11 protein-coding genes are annotated in these 16,555 nt (G+C 73.3%); 6 read left to right on the forward strand and 5 right to left on the reverse strand.

Features of this window, described 5'->3' with window-relative positions:
- Positions 1-2 precede the first annotated feature (2 nt).
- On the forward strand, positions 3-1,745 hold the full coding sequence (locus BA175_RS02310) for a pyruvate dehydrogenase (protein ID WP_069169496.1): 1,743 nt from the start codon (positions 3-5) through the stop codon (positions 1,743-1,745).
- 180 nt (positions 1,746-1,925) lie between these two features.
- The gene (locus BA175_RS02315) at positions 1,926-2,378 is read left to right on the forward strand and encodes an ATP-binding protein (protein WP_079159342.1); all 453 of its coding nucleotides are present in this window, start codon (positions 1,926-1,928) and stop codon (positions 2,376-2,378) included.
- Between the two features lie 3 nt (positions 2,379-2,381).
- Here BA175_RS02315 and BA175_RS02320 read toward each other — a convergent pair whose 3' ends face one another.
- The gene (locus tag BA175_RS02320) at positions 2,382-3,452 is read right to left on the reverse strand and encodes a DUF2637 domain-containing protein (RefSeq protein ID WP_069169497.1); all 1,071 of its coding nucleotides are present in this window, start codon (positions 3,450-3,452) and stop codon (positions 2,382-2,384) included.
- A gap of 369 nt (positions 3,453-3,821) precedes the next feature.
- On the reverse strand, positions 3,822-4,670 hold the full coding sequence (locus tag BA175_RS02325) for a (2Fe-2S)-binding protein (protein WP_069169498.1): 849 nt from the start codon (positions 4,668-4,670) through the stop codon (positions 3,822-3,824).
- Between the two features lie 143 nt (positions 4,671-4,813).
- Here BA175_RS02325 and BA175_RS02330 point away from each other — a divergent pair, with 143 nt between their 5' ends.
- Positions 4,814-5,563 carry a GntR family transcriptional regulator gene (locus tag BA175_RS02330; RefSeq protein ID WP_069169499.1) on the forward strand — a complete coding sequence of 250 codons (750 nt, stop codon included), beginning with the start codon at positions 4,814-4,816 and terminating at the stop codon, positions 5,561-5,563.
- A 58-nt stretch (positions 5,564-5,621) separates the two neighbouring features.
- Here BA175_RS02330 and BA175_RS02335 read toward each other — a convergent pair whose 3' ends face one another.
- Together BA175_RS02335 and BA175_RS02340 are read right to left on the reverse strand one after the other, a co-directional pair.
- Positions 5,622-6,404: a hypothetical protein gene (locus tag BA175_RS02335; protein ID WP_069170291.1), complete on the reverse strand. Its 783-nt coding sequence runs from the start codon at positions 6,402-6,404 to the stop codon at positions 5,622-5,624.
- Between the two features lie 164 nt (positions 6,405-6,568).
- Positions 6,569-8,323, reverse strand: coding sequence for a PucR family transcriptional regulator (locus BA175_RS02340; protein WP_069169500.1), 1,755 nt, complete (start codon positions 8,321-8,323; stop codon positions 6,569-6,571).
- A 268-nt stretch (positions 8,324-8,591) separates the two neighbouring features.
- On the opposite strand from BA175_RS02340, the gene BA175_RS02345 reads away from it, so the two are divergent.
- The 3 genes from BA175_RS02345 (at position 8,592) to BA175_RS02355 (ending at position 14,722) form a co-directional block, all read left to right on the forward strand.
- Positions 8,592-9,068 (forward strand): hypothetical protein, encoded by a 477-nt coding sequence (locus BA175_RS02345; RefSeq protein WP_069169501.1) that lies wholly within the window; start codon positions 8,592-8,594, stop codon positions 9,066-9,068.
- 215 nt (positions 9,069-9,283) lie between these two features.
- A complete protein-coding gene (locus BA175_RS02350; protein ID WP_069169502.1) occupies positions 9,284-10,741 on the forward strand; it encodes an NCS2 family permease in 1,458 nt (485 codons plus the stop codon).
- 228 nt (positions 10,742-10,969) lie between these two features.
- Positions 10,970-14,722, forward strand: coding sequence for a S8 family serine peptidase (locus tag BA175_RS02355; RefSeq protein WP_079159343.1), 3,753 nt, complete (start codon positions 10,970-10,972; stop codon positions 14,720-14,722).
- A gap of 208 nt (positions 14,723-14,930) precedes the next feature.
- On the opposite strand, the gene BA175_RS02360 is transcribed toward BA175_RS02355, so the two are convergent.
- Positions 14,931-16,490 carry a peptidoglycan-binding protein gene (locus tag BA175_RS02360; RefSeq protein WP_069169503.1) on the reverse strand — a complete coding sequence of 520 codons (1,560 nt, stop codon included), beginning with the start codon at positions 16,488-16,490 and terminating at the stop codon, positions 14,931-14,933.
- Positions 16,491-16,555: the final 65 nt, after the last annotated feature.

Here is a 16,555-nt window from a genome sequence, read left to right on the forward strand (position 1 = left end):
CCATGGCCAAGCAGAACGTGTCGGAACAGTTCGTCGACATCCTCGTCCGGGCGGGGGTCGAGCGGCTGTACGGCGTCGTCGGTGACAGCCTCAACCCCGTGGTGGACGCCGTTCGGCGCCACTCCGGCATCGAATGGGTCCAGGTCCGGCACGAGGAGACGGCCGCGTTCGCCGCCGGGGCCGAGGCCCAGGTCACCGGGCGCCTCGCCGCCTGCGCCGGATCCTGCGGCCCCGGGAACCTCCACCTCATCAACGGCCTCTACGACGCCCACCGCTCCATGGCGCCGGTGCTCGCGCTCGCCTCGCACATCCCGTCGAGCGAGATCGGCCTCGGCTACTTCCAGGAGACCCATCCCGAACTCCTCTTCCAGGAGTGCAGCCACTACAACGAGATGATCTCCAACCCCCGGCAGATGCCGCGCCTGCTCCAGACGGCCATCCAGCACGCCGTCGGCCAGGGTGGTGTCAGCGTCGTCTCCATGCCCGGTGACATCGCCGGGCAGCCGGCCCCGGAGAAAGCCCCCGAACACGCCCTGGTCACCTCACGGCCCTCCGTGCGCCCCGGTGACGAGGAGATCGAAAAGCTCCGCCGGATGGTCGACGCGGCCGAACGGGTGACGCTGTTCTGCGGCAGCGGCACGGCCGGCGCGCACGCCGAGGTCATGGAGTTCGCCGAGAGGGTGAAGGCTCCGGTGGGCCACGCCCTGCGCGGCAAGGAGTGGATCCAGTACGACAACCCGTTCGACGTCGGGATGAGCGGGCTCCTCGGCTACGGTGCCGCCTACGAGGCCACCCACGAGTGCGATCTGCTGATCCTGCTGGGGACCGACTTCCCGTACAACGCCTTCCTCCCCACCGATGTGAAGATCGTGCAGGTCGATGTCCGCCCCGAGCGCCTGGGCCGCCGGTCCAAGCTCGACCTGGCCGTCTGGGGCGACGTGCGCGAGACGCTCCGGTGCCTGACGCCGGCCGTGAAGGTCAAGAACGACCGCCGGTTCCTCGACCGGATGCTGAAGAAGCACGCGGACGCGCTGGAGGGCGTCGTCAAGGCGTACACCCGCAAGGTCGACAAGCACGTGCCGATCCACCCGGAGTACGTCGCCTCCGTGCTCGACGAACTCGCCGACGACGACGCCGTGTTCACCGTGGACACCGGCATGTGCAACGTGTGGGCGGCCCGCTACCTCACGCCCAACGGCCGGCGCCGGGTGATCGGCTCGTTCAGTCACGGGTCGATGGCCAACGCCCTTCCGCAGGCGATCGGTGCCCAGTTCACGGACCGGAACCGGCAGGTCGTGTCGATGTCCGGCGACGGCGGATTCACCATGCTGATGGGTGACTTCCTCACGCTCGTGCAGTACGACCTGCCGGTGAAGGTCGTCCTGTTCAACAACTCCTCGCTCGGCATGGTGGAACTCGAGATGCTGGTGGGAGGACTGCCGTCCTTCGGCACGACCAACAAGAACCCCGATTTCGCGGCGGTCGCCCGCGCCGCCGGCGCGTACGGGGTGCGGGTGGAGAAGCCCAAACAGCTGGAGGGGGCGCTGAAGAACGCCTTCGCGCACAAGGGTCCGGCCCTCGTCGACGTGGTCACCGATCCGAACGCCCTCTCCATCCCGCCGAAGATCAGTGCCGACATGGTCACCGGCTTCGCGCTCTCCGCCAGCAAGATCGTGCTGGACGGCGGCGTGGGGCGGATGCTCCAGATGGCACGCTCCAACATCCGCAACGTGCCCCGCCCCTGAGCGCCTTCACAGCTCCCGCCCACACCGTCCCCGCCGGTGCGCGTCCTCCGGGTCCCGGCGGCGCGCTCCGCTTCCGCGTGGTGCGGCGGGCGGGGGCGCTCACCTCTTGCTGCTCCGGAAGCGTGGCCGCCGGTCTGTGGGGCATGCATCCCGGGATGGTGTTCGGGACATGTTCGGGACATGACGGAACCAGGGGGACGATTCAGCGTGCTGACGGGGGACGTGACGAGACGCCAGGAAAGCCGGCCGACGCGACTGCACCGCAGAGTCGGGCATGCCGATCTGTCGGCGGTGGGCGAGGTGCGGAGGGCTCTGCGGGAGTTCCTGGGCCACCGCCCGGGCCCACAGGATGCCGAGGTGGCGGAGCTCCTGCTGAGTGAAGTGCTGACCAACGCGCTGATCCACACGCGCAACGGCGCAGTGGTCACGGTGACTTCGCTGCCCGCGCGCCTGCGTGTGGAGGTGCGCGACTTCCTGGCGGGGCAGGAGACCACGCCGTACGTGCCGAACGCCGACGACGGCACTCACGGCAGGGGGCTGCTCCTCGTGCAGAGCCTGGCCGACTCCTGGGGGGTCACGGCGCAGGCGCTGGGCAAGGTGGTCTGGTTCGAACTGAGCGGCAGGAGGGCCTGACACTCAGCCGAACTGCCGCTCCAGGTTCTCGAGTTTCTGCTCCAGCGAGTCGAGCCGGGGCAGGGCCTGCGTGTCGTCCCCGGCACCGGGATCGGCGTCGTCGCCCGACACCCGTGCCGGTGATCTGGTGGAACCGTTCGCCGCCCGCAGGGAGGGCCGGGAGCGGTGCGGCAGCCGGCCCGGCTCCGGCAGGGGGGCATCGACGGCGGGCACGGCGGCGCCCGCCGCGGCCGCGACGGCCTGGGCATCCAGCCGGTGACCGAACCGCGCCCCGCGGCCCCACCGGTTCTGCCGGTTCAGGGCCTTGATGCGGGCGCGGTCCAGCTTCGCCCGTTCCCTCCTGCGGTGCCGGTCCTCCTCCTTCTCCTGACGGTCCTCGCGCACGTTGTCCACCGCCTCGTCCAGGGTGCGTACGCCCTCCAGGAGCATCAGCGACCAGGCGCCGAAGGTCTCCCTGGGGGCGCGCAGCCACCGGACGATCCGGATCTGCGGCAGGGGGCGGGGCACCAGCCCCTGCTCGCGCAGGGCTGCCCGCCGGGTCTGCTTCAGCGCGCGGTCGAACAGGACGGCCGCCGAGAGGGACATCCCCGCGAAGAAGTGGGGGGCACCGGCGTGTTCCATGCCGCGCGGCGCGTGCACCCAGTTGAACCAGGCGGCGGCGCAGGCGAACGTCCACACCAGCAGCCGGGAGCCCAGCGCCGCGTCACCGTGGCTCGCTTCGCGCACCGCGAGTACCGAGCAGAACATCGCGGCCCCGTCGAGGCCGAACGGCACCAGGTACTCCCATCCTCCGCCGAGGCTGAGGTTCTGCCGGCCGAAGCCGACCAGCCCGTGGAAGGAGAGGGCGGCCGCGACGGCGGCACAGCAGAACAGCAGGACGTACGAGGCAGTGGCGTAGAGCGCCTCCTTGCGCCTGCGGCGTTCCTCGCTGCGTTCCCAGCTGTCGTCGGCCGTGGCACCGGCCTTCCCCGCGGCGCGCCTGCCCCGCGCGACCACCGTCACCGCGGCCAGGGCCCCCACGAGCAGTACGGCGCCGGGAAGCAGCCAGTCGAGTGAGAGGTCGGTCAATCTCATGCGCGGTCCCTTGCGTCACGTGAGGCGTTTCGTGCGCCATTGTGGCGGAAATGCCTCTCCTCCCACCGGGTTTCGGGGCACGGGACCACCGACGGGGTGCACGGGTTCCGCTATGGGCGTAAAGTCCCCGAACACCCTTGCAGGGAAACCGAGTTGTGTTCGAATCGGGGCCCCCGGCAGAGTGGTGCGAGTGGCCCTGCGGCTCAGAGCCCGTCGGGTGACCTGGGACCGGAAAGCGGACGCGGTCCGGTGCGTGCGGTTCCAAGGCGCCGGAAGGTCCTCGTGGCGGAGCTACGTGGGCGTTTCGGCAACGCGGGAAGCGTGCGTGCCGGGGCGTGGGCGCCCGGTTCCAGGTGACCCGGCAGGCTCTCAGGGGGCGGGCGTCAGTTTCCGGACGCGGTCGGCGTCACAGGTGCGCGGGCAGGTGACGCAGGTGTCCTCCGGCCGCAGTGTGTAGAAGAGGCAGCAGCTCGCCCGGTCGCGGGTCGGCAGGGACGCGCCGTCGGGGCCCGTCAGCTCACGGAAGCCGGCGGCGCCCACGTACGGCCCGGTGGTGCCCGGCAGCAGCAGTTCCAGCTCGGTCATCGCACGGCGCTCCTCGCCGAGCAGGTGGGCGATGTACCAGAGACCCTCGACGATCTCGTCGGTGGCCATGCCCCACAGGGCCCGCCTGCCGCGCCGCATGCGCGGCCCGAAGCCCTCCAGTACCGGACCGAGGTGCTCCGCCACCGCGTCCAGCACCTCGGCGCGCAGCGCCGCCTCGTCCGGCACGACCCGGGCGCCCGGGAGCGAGGCCGCAGGGTCGTCCGGCAGGCAGGCGAACTCCCGCACGCGGGCGGCGAGGTGGCCCCGTTCCCGCTGGAAGAAGACGTCGCGCACGGGGATCCGGGGCACCCGGCGATCGAGGAACCAGGGCACGGTCACCAGCAGGCAGGCCGGCCAGGCGTAGCGGTGCAGCCCGAAGCTGGCCACCACGTCGGGGCGGGCCCGGGTGCCGTAGTCCCGCAGCACCTGCGCGTCGTCCCGCGCCAGGAAGGCGTCCACCGCGTCGCCGCCCTCCGCGAGCTCGGCGGCACCGACCCAGCCGCCGCCCGACGGCGCGGCGTCGTCCGTGGCGAGCACCTCGGCCCGCAGGCCGGGGAAGGCCTCGGTGAGGCGCGCGTACGCCGGCGCCACGGGGGACGGCGGGGCTGCGGTGAGCAGGGCGGGCACGGTCATGCGGGGACCACCGAATCACGTTCTTCAACAGGTAAGCCTTACCTTACCCGAATTGGCCGGTGTGTGAACCTGGGCCCGCTACGCCTATCGTGCACAGGGGCCCGGCGCACGCCAGCCGGTGCCCGCCGGTCCGAGGAGGTCCCGTGGAGCAGGGCAGAGTCCGTGAGGACGTACGGCTGCCGTACGCGTACGAGGCGACCCCGCCGGAGGTCCGCGTGCCCGAACAGGCGCGCGGAGAGCACACCCACGGCGAGCCGGCCGCGCCCCGCGTGGTGCAGCGGCACTCGGTGCGCGGCCAGGTCCTGGACGCCCTGCGCGCCGCCCTCGTCGGCGGCGAACTGGTTCCCGGGCAGGTCTACTCGGCCCCGGCGCTCGGCGCCCGCTTCGGCGTCTCGGCCACACCGGTGCGGGAGGCGATGCAGCAGCTGGCCTCCGAGGGTGCCGTGGAGGTCGTGCCGAACCGCGGCTTCCGGGTCAGCGAGCGCGGTCCCCGCGAACTGGCCGAACTCGCCGAGGTGCGCGCCCTGATCGAGGTCCCCGTGATGCTGCGGCTCGCCCGCACCGTCCCGGCCGGCAGCTGGTGCGCACTGCGCCCGCTGGCCGACGCCACCGTCGCGGCCGCCGCCGTCGGCGACCGGGCGAGCTACGCGGAGTGCGACCGCGCCTTCCACCGCGCCGTCCTCGCGCTCGCCGGCAACGAACAGCTCGTGGCCGTCGCCGACGACCTCCACCGCCGGTCGCAGTGGCCGCTGGTCAGCAACCCGGCCACGCGCCGCGCCGATCTGCTCGCCGACGCCTCGGAGCACACCGCGCTGCTGGACGCGCTCGTCGCCCGGGACCTCACGGTGGTGCAGTCCCTCGTACGCGAACACTTCACCGGCGCCGACCGCTGACTCCGCCGGACGACGACGGCGGTCGGCGAGGCGGCCGTCGACCGGCCGGCAGGCCCGGTCAGTTCGACTCGGCGGTCTCCCGGTCCGGTGGCTCCAGCCGCGGGGCCAGCCACGTCGGTACCCCGCCGAGCAGCCGGAACAGCCGGCCGGCCTCGGCGCGCAGCCGGGCCGCCTCGGTACCCGTCTCGGTGTCCGCGAGCGAGATGAGGGCCGGGGCCGTACCGACGAGGTAGCCCAGCTCCTCCCTGATCCGCAGGGACTCCGCGAAGCCGTGCCGCGCCTCCGCGAGCTCGCCCTCGCGCAGCGCCAGCGAGGCGAGGTGCCGCCAGGTGGAGGAGAGCAGCAGCTCGTCGCCCTGTGCCAGCGCTCCGGCGTGGGCCCTGCGGTAGGCGGCGAGGGCGGACTGCGGCGCGTCGGCGATGTTCTGCGCGATCAGGCCCCGGCGCAGGTCCAGCACGGGGCGGCCCGGAGCCGTGGGGGAGAGCAGTGCCGCCGCCCGGCTCAGCGCCACGCTCGCCTCGTCGGCCCGGTCGCGTACGCCGAGGAGGGTGGAGGCGTAGGCGAGGTAGCCGCGCTCGCAGGCGGCCGTGCCGCGTTCGGTGTCGTCGTGGGCGAGCGCCTCGGCCGTGCGCAGCGCGTCCTCCGCGTCGGTCCAGCCGGTGCCGGTGTAGAGGCACCGCTCGATCAGCAGGGAGGTGCGCTGCAGTGCGGCGGCCGGGTCGGCCGACGCGTCGGGTTCGAGCAGCGCGGCCGCGTCGGTCCAGCAGGCGCGTGAGCGCAGCCGCCATACGGCTGTCTGGAGCGGCGGATCGTCGTCTGCTGTGGTTCCCGTGCCGGACATGGCGGTGTGCGCCACATTGCCCTCCCCGAGCGCGCCGTCGAGCTGTTGGGTCCTGGCGCATCTCAGCACGGATCGGCACGCCGGGCCAAGGGGTCGGATCGATGTCAGGTGAAAGATTTCACAATCGCCGTCGCCCCCTCCCGGTCGCCGGAGGTGCCCGGAGGTCAGCTCATACGCAGGGCGAGGAAGAAGTCGAGCTTGTCCTCGAGGCGCGAAAGGTCACGCCCCGTCAACTGCTCGATTCGTCCGACGCGGTAGCGCAGCGTGTTGACGTGCAGGTGCAGCCGGGCGGCGCAGCGGGTCCACGAGCCGTCGCAGTCGAGGAAGGCCTCGAGTGTCTCGATCAGCTCGGCGCGGTGGCGCCGGTCGTAGTCGCGCAGCGGGTCGAGGAGGCGGGCGGTGAAGGCGCGGCGGACGTCGTCCGGCACGAAGGGCAGCAACAGGACGTGCGAGGCGAGCTCGTGGTGCCCGGCGGCGCAGACCCGGCCCGGGCGGGCCGCCGCGACCCGGCGGGCGTGCCGGGCCTCCTCCAGGGCCCCCCGCAGGCCTTCGGCGGAGTGAACGGCGGCGCTGAAACCCAGGGTCAGGCGGCCGTCGTCCGCCAGCCCCGCGGAGAGCGGTTCACGGACCCCGGCGAGCAGGGCCTCGGCGTGGAGCTCGACGTCCTCCCGCCGCGGGGCGTCCGCCACTGCTACGGGCCCACCCGCCTCACCCGCGCCACCGGCCGGTCCGCTGCCTGCGGTGGCCTCGGCGGGGGAGACGGCCGGCAGCGGCACGAGCGCCACGGCCTCGTCGCCGGCGTGCGCCACGGCGATCCGGTCCGTGGAGTCGGGGCCGGCCACCGAGGGGTCGACGAGGATCTCCTCCAGCAGGGCCTGGGCGGCCCGGGCGCCCGACGGGTCCCCGTCCGGGCCCTGCCCGGCCCACTCGACACGGGCCACGACGACCTGCCAGTGCGGTGCCGTACCCAGGCCGGGCAGCAGGACCGGGGCGGCCACCCGCAGCCTGGCGGCGATCTCGGCCGGTGCCGCGCCCGTCTGGACGAGTTCCAGGACCTCCTGGGCGAGCCGGCGGCGTACCGTCCGGGCGGCGTCGCGGCGGTCGCGTTCGACCGCGATCAGCTGCGTGACGCCCTGGAGCAGGTCCAGCCGGGCGGCCGGCCAGTCGCCCGCGTCGGCCTCGACGGCCAGCAGCCAGTCCGAGAGCACCGACTCACGCACGTCGTGGGGCGGTACGGGGTCCGCGCCGCGCCCGTCGTTCCGGATGGGGAACAGCGCGTACGTCGTGCCGTCGACCTCGGCGCGGTACGGGCCCCGGCGGCCGGTGCGCGTGGCGGCGAGGTGCCGGCCGGCGAGCGCCGCGCCGACGTGGCTCGCCAGCGGTTCACCCGCCCCGGCGACCTGGCGCCCGGTGGGGGAGAGGACCCAGGCCCGCAGATCCAGGTCGGAGGTGAGCAGGTCGAGGACGACCTCGGGTCCGCCGCCCGCCGGTCCCGAGGTCATCAGCCGGCGATGCCGGTCGACGACGGCGGCCAGGTCCCCGGCCCGCTCGCCGGACACCTGGCGCACCACGTGCTCGGTGATCGTCGCGAAGGCGACGGTCTCGTGCACGACGAAGAGCGGCAGCCGGTGCTTCAGGCACGCCTCGACCAGGTCGTCCGGGACCGGCCCGAGCTCCGCCTCGCCCGCGGCGAGGCCCGCGACCCCGGCGCCCGCCAGGATCCGGACGAACGGTTCGGAGTCCGAGGCGTCCCGGCGCCAGGCCATGCCCGTCAGGACGAGTTCGCCGCCGGAGAGATAGCGGCTGGGGTCGCGCAGGTCGGTCGTCATGACGCCCCGGACCGAACGGTCCAGCTCGTCCTCCCCGCCGAGCAGCCGCAGGCCCAGCGCGTCGGTGTCCAGCAGTGCGCGGAGCCGCATCGTCGGTTGCCGCCGATCTTCTTGGTTGGGGCGGGGGACAGCTGGGGATACCGGTGGATCGCCGTGCGGTTGCCGATACCCGCCATTCGTTCGAATCTACAAGACGAGGACGGCGGCCAGCCAATTCCTTCATGGTTTCGGTGACTGCACCGGGTGGTCCCAGGCTTGTGTACTGGCTCACACCCCGCGTGAACAGGACATGAACGGCAGGTCCGGGCCGGGCCGAGCCCCAGCTCCGGGGAACGACCGATCGAGAAGAGAGCCACGCATGGACTTCCTCCGCCGCGCCCGCCGGGAGGAGGCGCGCGCCGCGACGGCCGGGCACCGGGCGGCCGCGCCTCTCGCGGGTGGCACCCACATCCCGGCCGGATCCGACGTCACGGTCGTCGGACGCGCCTGCGCCCAGGACGTCGGCAGGGCCCCCGGTACGCTGCCGGCCGAGAGGCGGGGCAGGGGCGGCCGGGGCCGGGGAGGCACCGTCACGGAGGAGACCGCCCTCGACCCGAACACCGCGAAGGTACGAGCCCCGTCCCCCACGGGCCACCTCGTCCCCGCCCCCCTCGACACGGCGCCCGTCCCGGTCGACGTGCTCGGACCCGCCGACGACCACGCCCCGTACGGGCTGTGCGGCGTCGGCGAGGCTCCCACCCCGTCCACCCCGGCCGCCCTCGCGGCGACCGGGGAGGCGACGGGACGCGAGCGCGGCAGGACACCGGCGCGCCCCGGGCGCCTCACCGGTACCTGACGAGCCGCCCCGCCCTTCCGGGCGGTGCGCGCCCGCGGCGGACGTCACACGTCCCGCGCCGCGCACCGTCCGGAGCTCAGCGCACCACCGCTCAGCCTGCATCACGTAGTCCGTCCCGGGCCGTCCCCCGGGTCGTGCCGCCGCGCAGTCATCCCAAATCCCGCAGTCACACAGCTCCACGCGGGTGCCCCTGTGAACCTTGGGAGTCAGGCAACATGACCCAGCAGTCAGTGGAATCCAGGACGAGCGCGCAGGACGCGGGCCCCGGCCCGCGCCTTCCCGCCGGACGGTCCTGGCTCGACCGGTACTTCCACATATCCGAGAGGGGATCGACCGTCGCGCGTGAGGTGCGCGGCGGAGTCACGACCTTCATGGCGATGGCGTACATCCTCCTGCTCAACCCGCTCATCCTGGGCGGCAAGGACGTCGACGGGCAGGTGCTCGGGCAGTCCGGACTGATCACCGCCACCGCCCTCGCGGCGGCGGCCACCACCCTGCTGATGGGCTTCGTCGGCAAGGTCCCCCTCGCGCTCGCCGCCGGTCTGAGCGTCTCCGGGGTACTCGCCTCGCAGGTCGCCCCCGCCATGACGTGGCCCCAGGCCATGGGCATGTGCGTGGTCTACGGGCTCGTGATCTGCCTGCTGGTCGTCACCGGCCTGCGCGAACTGATCATGAACGCGATCCCGCTCGCGCTGAAGCACGGCATCACCATCGGCATCGGCCTCTTCATCACCCTCATCGGGCTGTTCAAGGCCGGGTTCGTCCACAAGGGAACGGCGACCCCGCTCTCCCTCGGACCCGCCGGCGAGCTCGCGGGCTGGCCCGTACTCGTCTTCGCGGTGACCCTGCTGCTCATCTTCATGCTGCAGGCGCGGAACATCCCCGGAGCGATCCTGATCGGCATCCTCGTCGGCACCCTGGCCGCGGTCGTGGTCAACGCCGTCGCCGACATCGACCCCAAGGCCTGGAGCAGCGGTCCGCCCGAGCTGAGCGGCAGCGCGGTCTCCTCACCGGACTTCTCGCTCTTCGGGAACGTCGACCTCGGCGGCTGGGGCGACGTCGGTGCCATGACGGTCGGCATGATCGTCTTCACGCTCGTGCTGGCCGGCTTCTTCGACGCCATGGCCACCATCATCGGTGTCGGCACCGAGGCCGAGCTCGCGGACGACAGGGGCCGGATGCCGGGCCTGTCGAAGGCCCTGTTCATCGACGGCGCGGGCGGTGCGATCGGCGGTGTCGCCGGGGGCTCCGGGCAGACCGTGTTCGTCGAGTCGGCGACCGGGGTGGGGGAGGGTGCCCGCACCGGGCTCGCTTCCGTCGTCACGGGTCTCTTCTTCGCCGCCTGCCTCTTCTTCACCCCGCTCACCGCGATCGTGCCGGCCGAGGTCGCCTCCGCGGCCCTGGTCGTGATCGGCGCCATGATGATGCAGAACGCCCGGCACGTCGACTGGAGCGACCGCTCCGTGGCCGTGCCGGTCTTCCTCACCGTGGTCCTGATGCCGTTCACGTACACCATCACCACCGGAGTGGCCGCGGGCGTCATCGCGTACTCCGCCATCAAGCTCGCGCAGGGCAGGCCCCGTGAGGTGGGCGTCTTCATGTGGGTCCTGACGCTGGTGTTCCTGGTCTACTTCGCCCTGAACCCCATCGAGACCTGGCTGGGCGTCAGGTGACGTAGCCCGGGACGCCCGGTACGCGGCCGGTTCCGCGCACCCGGTGTCCGCCACCGCCCCTGCCCCGCGGCCGGCGGGGCGGGAGCGGTCGCGGACCGGGCACCCGAGGGGCGTCCCCCGCCGCGCTGTCCCCCGGCGCCCGGTTCGTCCCGGGCGGGTAGCCGCCACGGCGGCTTCACGCCAGTGAGAAGCCGTCCGCGGCCCGGTGTTTACCGGTAGATCAGCTGCATGACCTTCTCCCTCTCCTTCGTTTCCGGCCGGGCGAGACCCGCTCGCGCGGGGTGCAGAGCTCTCCTCATAGCGACCTCGGTCGCCCTCGTGAGTGGCGTCCTGCTCCCCGCGGCGGGCTCCGCCACCGCCGCCCCGCAGCCCCCGGCCGAAGCCCGCCCCGCGGTCCGGACGAGTGACTACGACATCACCCTGGTCACCGGGGACGTCGTCCACTACTCCGACGGCCCGGGCGGCCAGGACACCGTCACCGTGGACCGGCCCGACGGCGCCACGGGCGGGGTCCACGTGCAGCAGGCCGGGGAGGACATCCACGTCCTGCCCGACGAGGCGAGCGACCTCGTCGCGGCGGGGAAGCTCGACCGCCGGCTGTTCGACGTCTCCGCGCTGGTGCGGATGGGCTACGACGACGAGCGCTCCGGCGGCATCCCCCTGATCGCCACCTACCAGGCGGGCACGGCGCGTTCGCTGCCCGCCGCACCGCGCGGCAGCAGGACGGTCCGGCAGCTGGAGTCGATCCGGGGCGCCGCCCTGAAGGCCGACAAGGACGACGCCCGCGCCTTCTGGAGCGACATCACCCGCGGCGCGAAGAGCCGTGCGCTGGACGACGGTATCGCCGGGCTCTGGCTCGACGGCCGGGCCGAGGCGGCGCTCAGGGACTCCGTACCCCAGGTCGGCGCCCCGCAGGCCTGGGCGGCCGGCTACGACGGCAAGGGCACCACGGTCGCCGTTCTGGACACGGGCATCGACGCCACGCACCCGGACGTCAAGGATCGCGTCAGGAAGACCAGGAGCTTCGTGCCCGGCGAGGAGGTCACCGACAGGAACGGTCACGGCACCCACGTCGCCTCCACCATCGCCGGGTCGGGCGCCGCGTCGGGCGGCGCGAACAAGGGCGTCGCCCCCGCCGCCGACCTGATCGTCGGCAAGGTACTCGGTGACGACGGCTCCGGAGCCGACTCCGGCATCATCGAGGCCATGGAGTGGGCGAAGGCCGAAGGCGCCGACGTCGTCTCCATGAGCCTCGGCTCCAGCATCCCGGACGACGGCACCGACCCGATGGCGCAGGCGGTCGACGCCCTCTCCGCCGACGGCGGGCCGCTCTTCGTGATCGCCGCCGGCAACGCCTACGGCGAGGGCACCATCGGATCGCCCGGCTCCGCCGCCGAGGCGCTCACCGTCGCCGCCGTCGACAAGCACGACGACCGCGCGGACTTCTCCTCCATGGGCCCGCTCGTCAGGTCGCAGGGACTGAAGCCCGACCTCTCCGCCCCGGGCGTCGGCATCGAGGCCGCCGCCTCCCAGGCGGTCCCCGGCATCGAGGGCATGTACCAGGCGATGTCCGGTACCTCGATGGCCACTCCGCACGTCGCGGGCGCCGCCGCCATCCTGAAGCAGCGTCACCCCGACTGGTCCGGCCGGCGCGTCAAGGACGCGCTGATGGCCTCCTCGAAGCTGCTGCCCTCCTACACACCGTACGAGCAGGGCACCGGCCGGCTCGACGTGAAGGCGGCGGTCGACACGACGGTCGAGGCCACCGGCTCCGTCGAGGTGGCGTCCTACGCCTGGCCGCACAGCGCGTCCGACCCGGTCGCCGAGCGCACCCTCACCTACCGCAACACCGGCGCGCGGGACGTCACCCTCGGCCTGGCCACCGACACGGACTCCGCGGCGTACACCCTGTCCACGTCCACGCTGACCGTCCCGGCGGGCTCCACCGCCGAGGCGGTGCTGTCGCTGGATCCCTCCCGGGTCCCGAACGGCACCCGGTTCTCCGGCCAGGTCATCGCCGAGGACGCGGCCGGCACCGTCGTCGCGCACACCGGCTTCGCCATGGACAAGGAGCGGGAGCTCCACGACCTCACGCTCCGCCTCCGCGACCGGTCCGGCGACCCGATGACCGGCAACGTCGTCATCGCCGCGCTCGGCGACCCGGAACTGAACGTCGTCGCGGTCCAGGGGGACACCACCCTGCGACTGCCGCCGGGCAACTACACCGCGTGGACCACGGTCGACGTCGACGGTGACCGCGCCGACTCCAGGGCCGTGGCCTTCCTCGCCGCCCCCGAGACCGTCCTCGACGAGCCCACCACCGTCACCCTCGACGCGTCGAAGGCCCGCAAGGTCAGCGTGCGCACGCCCCGGGAGACCGAGAACCGTCAGCTGCGCTACGACATGGCGCGCACCGCCCCGGACGGCACCGTCCAGCGTGACGCCTACCAGATCCCGGCCGTGTACGACCAGGTGTGGGCCAGCCCCACGAAGAAGGTGACCGAGGGCGGCTTCAGCTTCCTCACGCGGTGGCGGCAGGGCGAGGAGATGATCGACGTGACGGCCGGCGGCCGTGACGTCCCGGTCACCGTGCAGGGCGGATCCCCCGTCGCCGGGGACAGCCGCCGCACGCTGGCCGGCGTGTACGCCGGCAACGGCGCGGCCTCGGACTACGCGGGCCTGCGCGTCAAGGGCAGGGCCGTCGTCATCGACCGCAGCGACGCCGTGGCCCCCGCCGACCGGCTGGCCAACGCCCTCGCCGCGGGCGCGTCGGCGCTCCTCGTCGTCCACGACGGGCGGGGCGTCCTGCTGGAGGGGTACGCCCCGTACGGCACCGAGACCACCATTCCGGTCGTCTCCGCGCAGCGTCTCGCCGGGCGGCAGCTCGTGGAGACCGCCCGGCGAGGCGGCCCGATCTCCGTGGAGCAGCGCAGGTTCGCGCGCTACGTCTACGACCTCGTCGACCGCCACGACGGAGCGATCCCGGACCGCTCCCTGGCCTTCGCGCCCACCGCGCGGCAGCTGGCCGAGGTCGAGAACACCTTCTACGGCCATCGGGACACCCTCGGCGGGGGCTACCGCTACGACATCCCGGACTACGGCCCGGGTATCGGCTTCGAGGAGTACGAGAAGTTCCCCGGCACCCGCACCGAGTGGGTCACCCCCCTGCCGGGCGGTTCGTTCTGGTACGAGAACCACTCGGTCCTGAACCCGGAGACCTCCGAGACGCTCGCCGAGATGCGCAGCGGGCGCCTGGACTACACGGCGGGCCGCACCTATCGCGACGAGTGGTTCGCGCCGGTCACCCGCCCCCGGCTGGGGACCGGGTTCTGGGGCCCCTTCCGCACCGAGTACGACGACATCCAGTTCAACATCACCCCCTGGACCGACTCCGGCGCCGGACACTCCGGTTCCATGCCGGCGGACGAGTACGACACCACCTCGTACGCCTTCTACCAGGGCGACACGCTGATCAAGAAGGGCCCGGGCCGGGCCGGTTACGCGTGGGACCTGTCCGGCGAGCGGCTGCCCTACCGGCTGGTCGTCGACTCCGCGCGGGACGCGGACACCTGGAAGACCTCCACCCGCACCCACAGCTCCTGGGAGTTCGAGTCCGGAGCCCTCGACCCGAACGGCCCCGGCCAGGCGGACATCCCGCTGCTCCAGGTGGACCTCGACGTCGACACCGACCTCGCCGGTGACGTCCGGGCCGGCACGTGGACCGAGATCGCCCTGGCCTCAGGAACACAGGAGTGGCTGGAGGGGGCGGTGAGCGCCGACAGGGCCTCGTTGTCGGTCAGTTACGACGACGGGGAGAACTGGAGCGCGGTGCGGCTGCGCGCGGGACGGGACGGTACCTGGACCGCCCGCTTCAGGACGCCCGCCGAGGGGGCCTCCTTCGTCTCCCTGAGGGCGCACGCGGAGGCCGGCGGCGGACTGGCCGTCGACCAGGAGATCATCAGGGCCTTCGGCCTGAAGTGACCCCGACGGCGCGCGGACGCCACCTCCGGGGCGTGCCCCGGAGGTGGCGCCGTCCGCCCGGGAGGCAGGCCGGGCGGCGTCCGGTGCGTGCGCGCGCAGGACGTGGGGCCGCCCCGGTACGGGAAGTACCGGGGCGGCCCCACTGCGTGGCAGGCGGGACGCGGAACACGCCTGAGTGCCCGGGCCCGGCGCGCGGCCCGGGCGCGGGTCAGCGGCCGGTCTGCAGCGCCGCCCAGGTGCCGGCTCCCACGCTGCCGTCGACCGTGAGGCCGCGCGCCTTCTGGTACGCGCGGACGGCCGTGTCCGTCGCGGAGCCGAACGTCCCGTCGACGGCGACCGTCGATCCGAGCGCGGCTGTCAGCGCACGCTGCAGCCGTTTCACCGCCTCACCCGTGCTGCCCTTGGCGAGGGCCGGGGTGGTGCCCGCCGAGAGCAGGGCGGTCCACGTCCTGGGGCCGACCGTGCCGTCGGCGGTCAGCCCGCGGGCCGTTTGGAAGGCCTGTACGGCGCTCTTCGTCGCCGGACCGAAGACGCCGTCGACGGCGCCCGCCTCGTACCCCTGGGTGTCGAGCAGCTGCTGCACGGCCCTGACCTGCGTGCCCGTCGAGCCCGACTGCTGGGTCGCGTACGAGGCGAAGGTCAGACCGTCGCTCTCGCTCCCGCCGCCCCCCGTTCCGGTGCCGGTGACGAGCTGCATGTAGGCCGTCCAGTTCCAGTGGGCGCCCGGATCGGTGTGGTCGTTCCCCGGGGCCTCGCTGTGCCCGATGATGTGGGACCGGTCCTTCGGGATGCCGTACCGGTCGCAGAGGTGGGCGGTCAGCGCCGCCGAGGAGCGGTACATGGTGTCGGTGAACCACGACGGGTCGTCGATGAAGCCCTCGTGCTCGATGCCGAGCGACGAGGCGTTGGCACTCCTGGCGTGGTACGCGGTGTCCTTGTCCCGCACCATCTGGGTGATCTCACCGTCCGAGGACCGGACGACGTAGTGGGAGCTGACCTGGGACGCGGCGTTCTGGAACCAGCTGATCGTGCCGGCGTACGAGCCCTGCATGACGTGGATGACGACCTTGTCGACCGTCGCCGTCCGGCCCGTCGCGTAGTTGGCGGAGGCCGCGGGAACCCAGAGGGCCGAGGGGTAGTCGGGGCTCGGGGCGGTCACCTGGGCGATGGCCAGGTCGCCCTTCTCCGGGGCGACGGGGCGGGAGGGCACCGAGATCCGTTCGCCGCCGCGTACCGTCGTGCGCAGGCCTTCGGCCAGGAAGGCGTAGACGGTGTCCGCGTAGAGCGCGGCGACCGGCCCCCGCGCCCCGCTGTAGCGCGCGACGGCCGGATACCAGGCGTCGATGTCCCGGCGCTCGGCCCCGTCCAGGCCGAGTGCGTCGGCGTGGCTGCGCAGGACGGCCGCGCCGCCCAGGATGTTGGCCTCGGTGTCCTGACGCAGATCGGCCGCGGACTCGCCCGTCAGCTCGGCGGCCTTCTCCAGGGAGTGGTTGACCGGGTTGCTCACGAGGTGCATCACGCCGTACCCGTTCGCCTGGCTGGGGCGCCCGGCGTGTCCGTCCAGATGTGTCTCGCCGTAGCCGACGGCGGCGAGCAGATCGCGCGGGACGCCGAACCTCTCGGCCGCGCGGTCGAAGGCCTGGTTCATGGGCCGGGGGAGGGCGGGCGCGGCGGGGGCCGGCCGTCCGGCGGCGACGAGGGCGGTGACGGCGAGGGCCGTCAGGACTGCTGCGCGTCTTGCGGTGTGGCCGGCGGGGCGTCGGGGCATACCTGCTCCTGGTCCGTGGGGGGAGAGGAAGACCCCGGGCCCGGTGGGGTGGGCCGAGGGCCGTC

It is taken from the genome of Streptomyces griseus (assembly GCF_001715295.1).
GTDB lineage: Bacteria > Actinomycetota > Actinomycetes > Streptomycetales > Streptomycetaceae > Streptomyces > Streptomyces griseus_G.

Excerpts from the sequence above, each read along its gene's own strand:
- BA175_RS02310 (WP_069169496.1), top strand. The coding sequence starts at position 3 with ATGGCCAAGCAGAACGTGTCGGAACAGTTCGTCGACATCCTCGTCCGG.
- BA175_RS02315 (WP_079159342.1), top strand. The coding sequence starts at position 1,926 with ATGACGGAACCAGGGGGACGATTCAGCGTGCTGACGGGGGACGTGACG.
- BA175_RS02320 (WP_069169497.1), bottom strand. The coding sequence starts at position 3,452 with ATGAGATTGACCGACCTCTCACTCGACTGGCTGCTTCCCGGCGCCGTA.
- BA175_RS02325 (WP_069169498.1), bottom strand. The coding sequence starts at position 4,670 with ATGACCGTGCCCGCCCTGCTCACCGCAGCCCCGCCGTCCCCCGTGGCG.
- BA175_RS02335 (WP_069170291.1), bottom strand. The coding sequence starts at position 6,404 with ATGTCCGGCACGGGAACCACAGCAGACGACGATCCGCCGCTCCAGACA.
- BA175_RS02340 (WP_069169500.1), bottom strand. The coding sequence starts at position 8,323 with ATGCGGCTCCGCGCACTGCTGGACACCGACGCGCTGGGCCTGCGGCTG.
- BA175_RS02345 (WP_069169501.1), top strand. The coding sequence starts at position 8,592 with ATGGACTTCCTCCGCCGCGCCCGCCGGGAGGAGGCGCGCGCCGCGACG.
- BA175_RS02350 (WP_069169502.1), top strand. The coding sequence starts at position 9,284 with ATGACCCAGCAGTCAGTGGAATCCAGGACGAGCGCGCAGGACGCGGGC.
- BA175_RS02355 (WP_079159343.1), top strand. The coding sequence starts at position 10,970 with ATGACCTTCTCCCTCTCCTTCGTTTCCGGCCGGGCGAGACCCGCTCGC.
- BA175_RS02360 (WP_069169503.1), bottom strand. The coding sequence starts at position 16,490 with ATGCCCCGACGCCCCGCCGGCCACACCGCAAGACGCGCAGCAGTCCTG.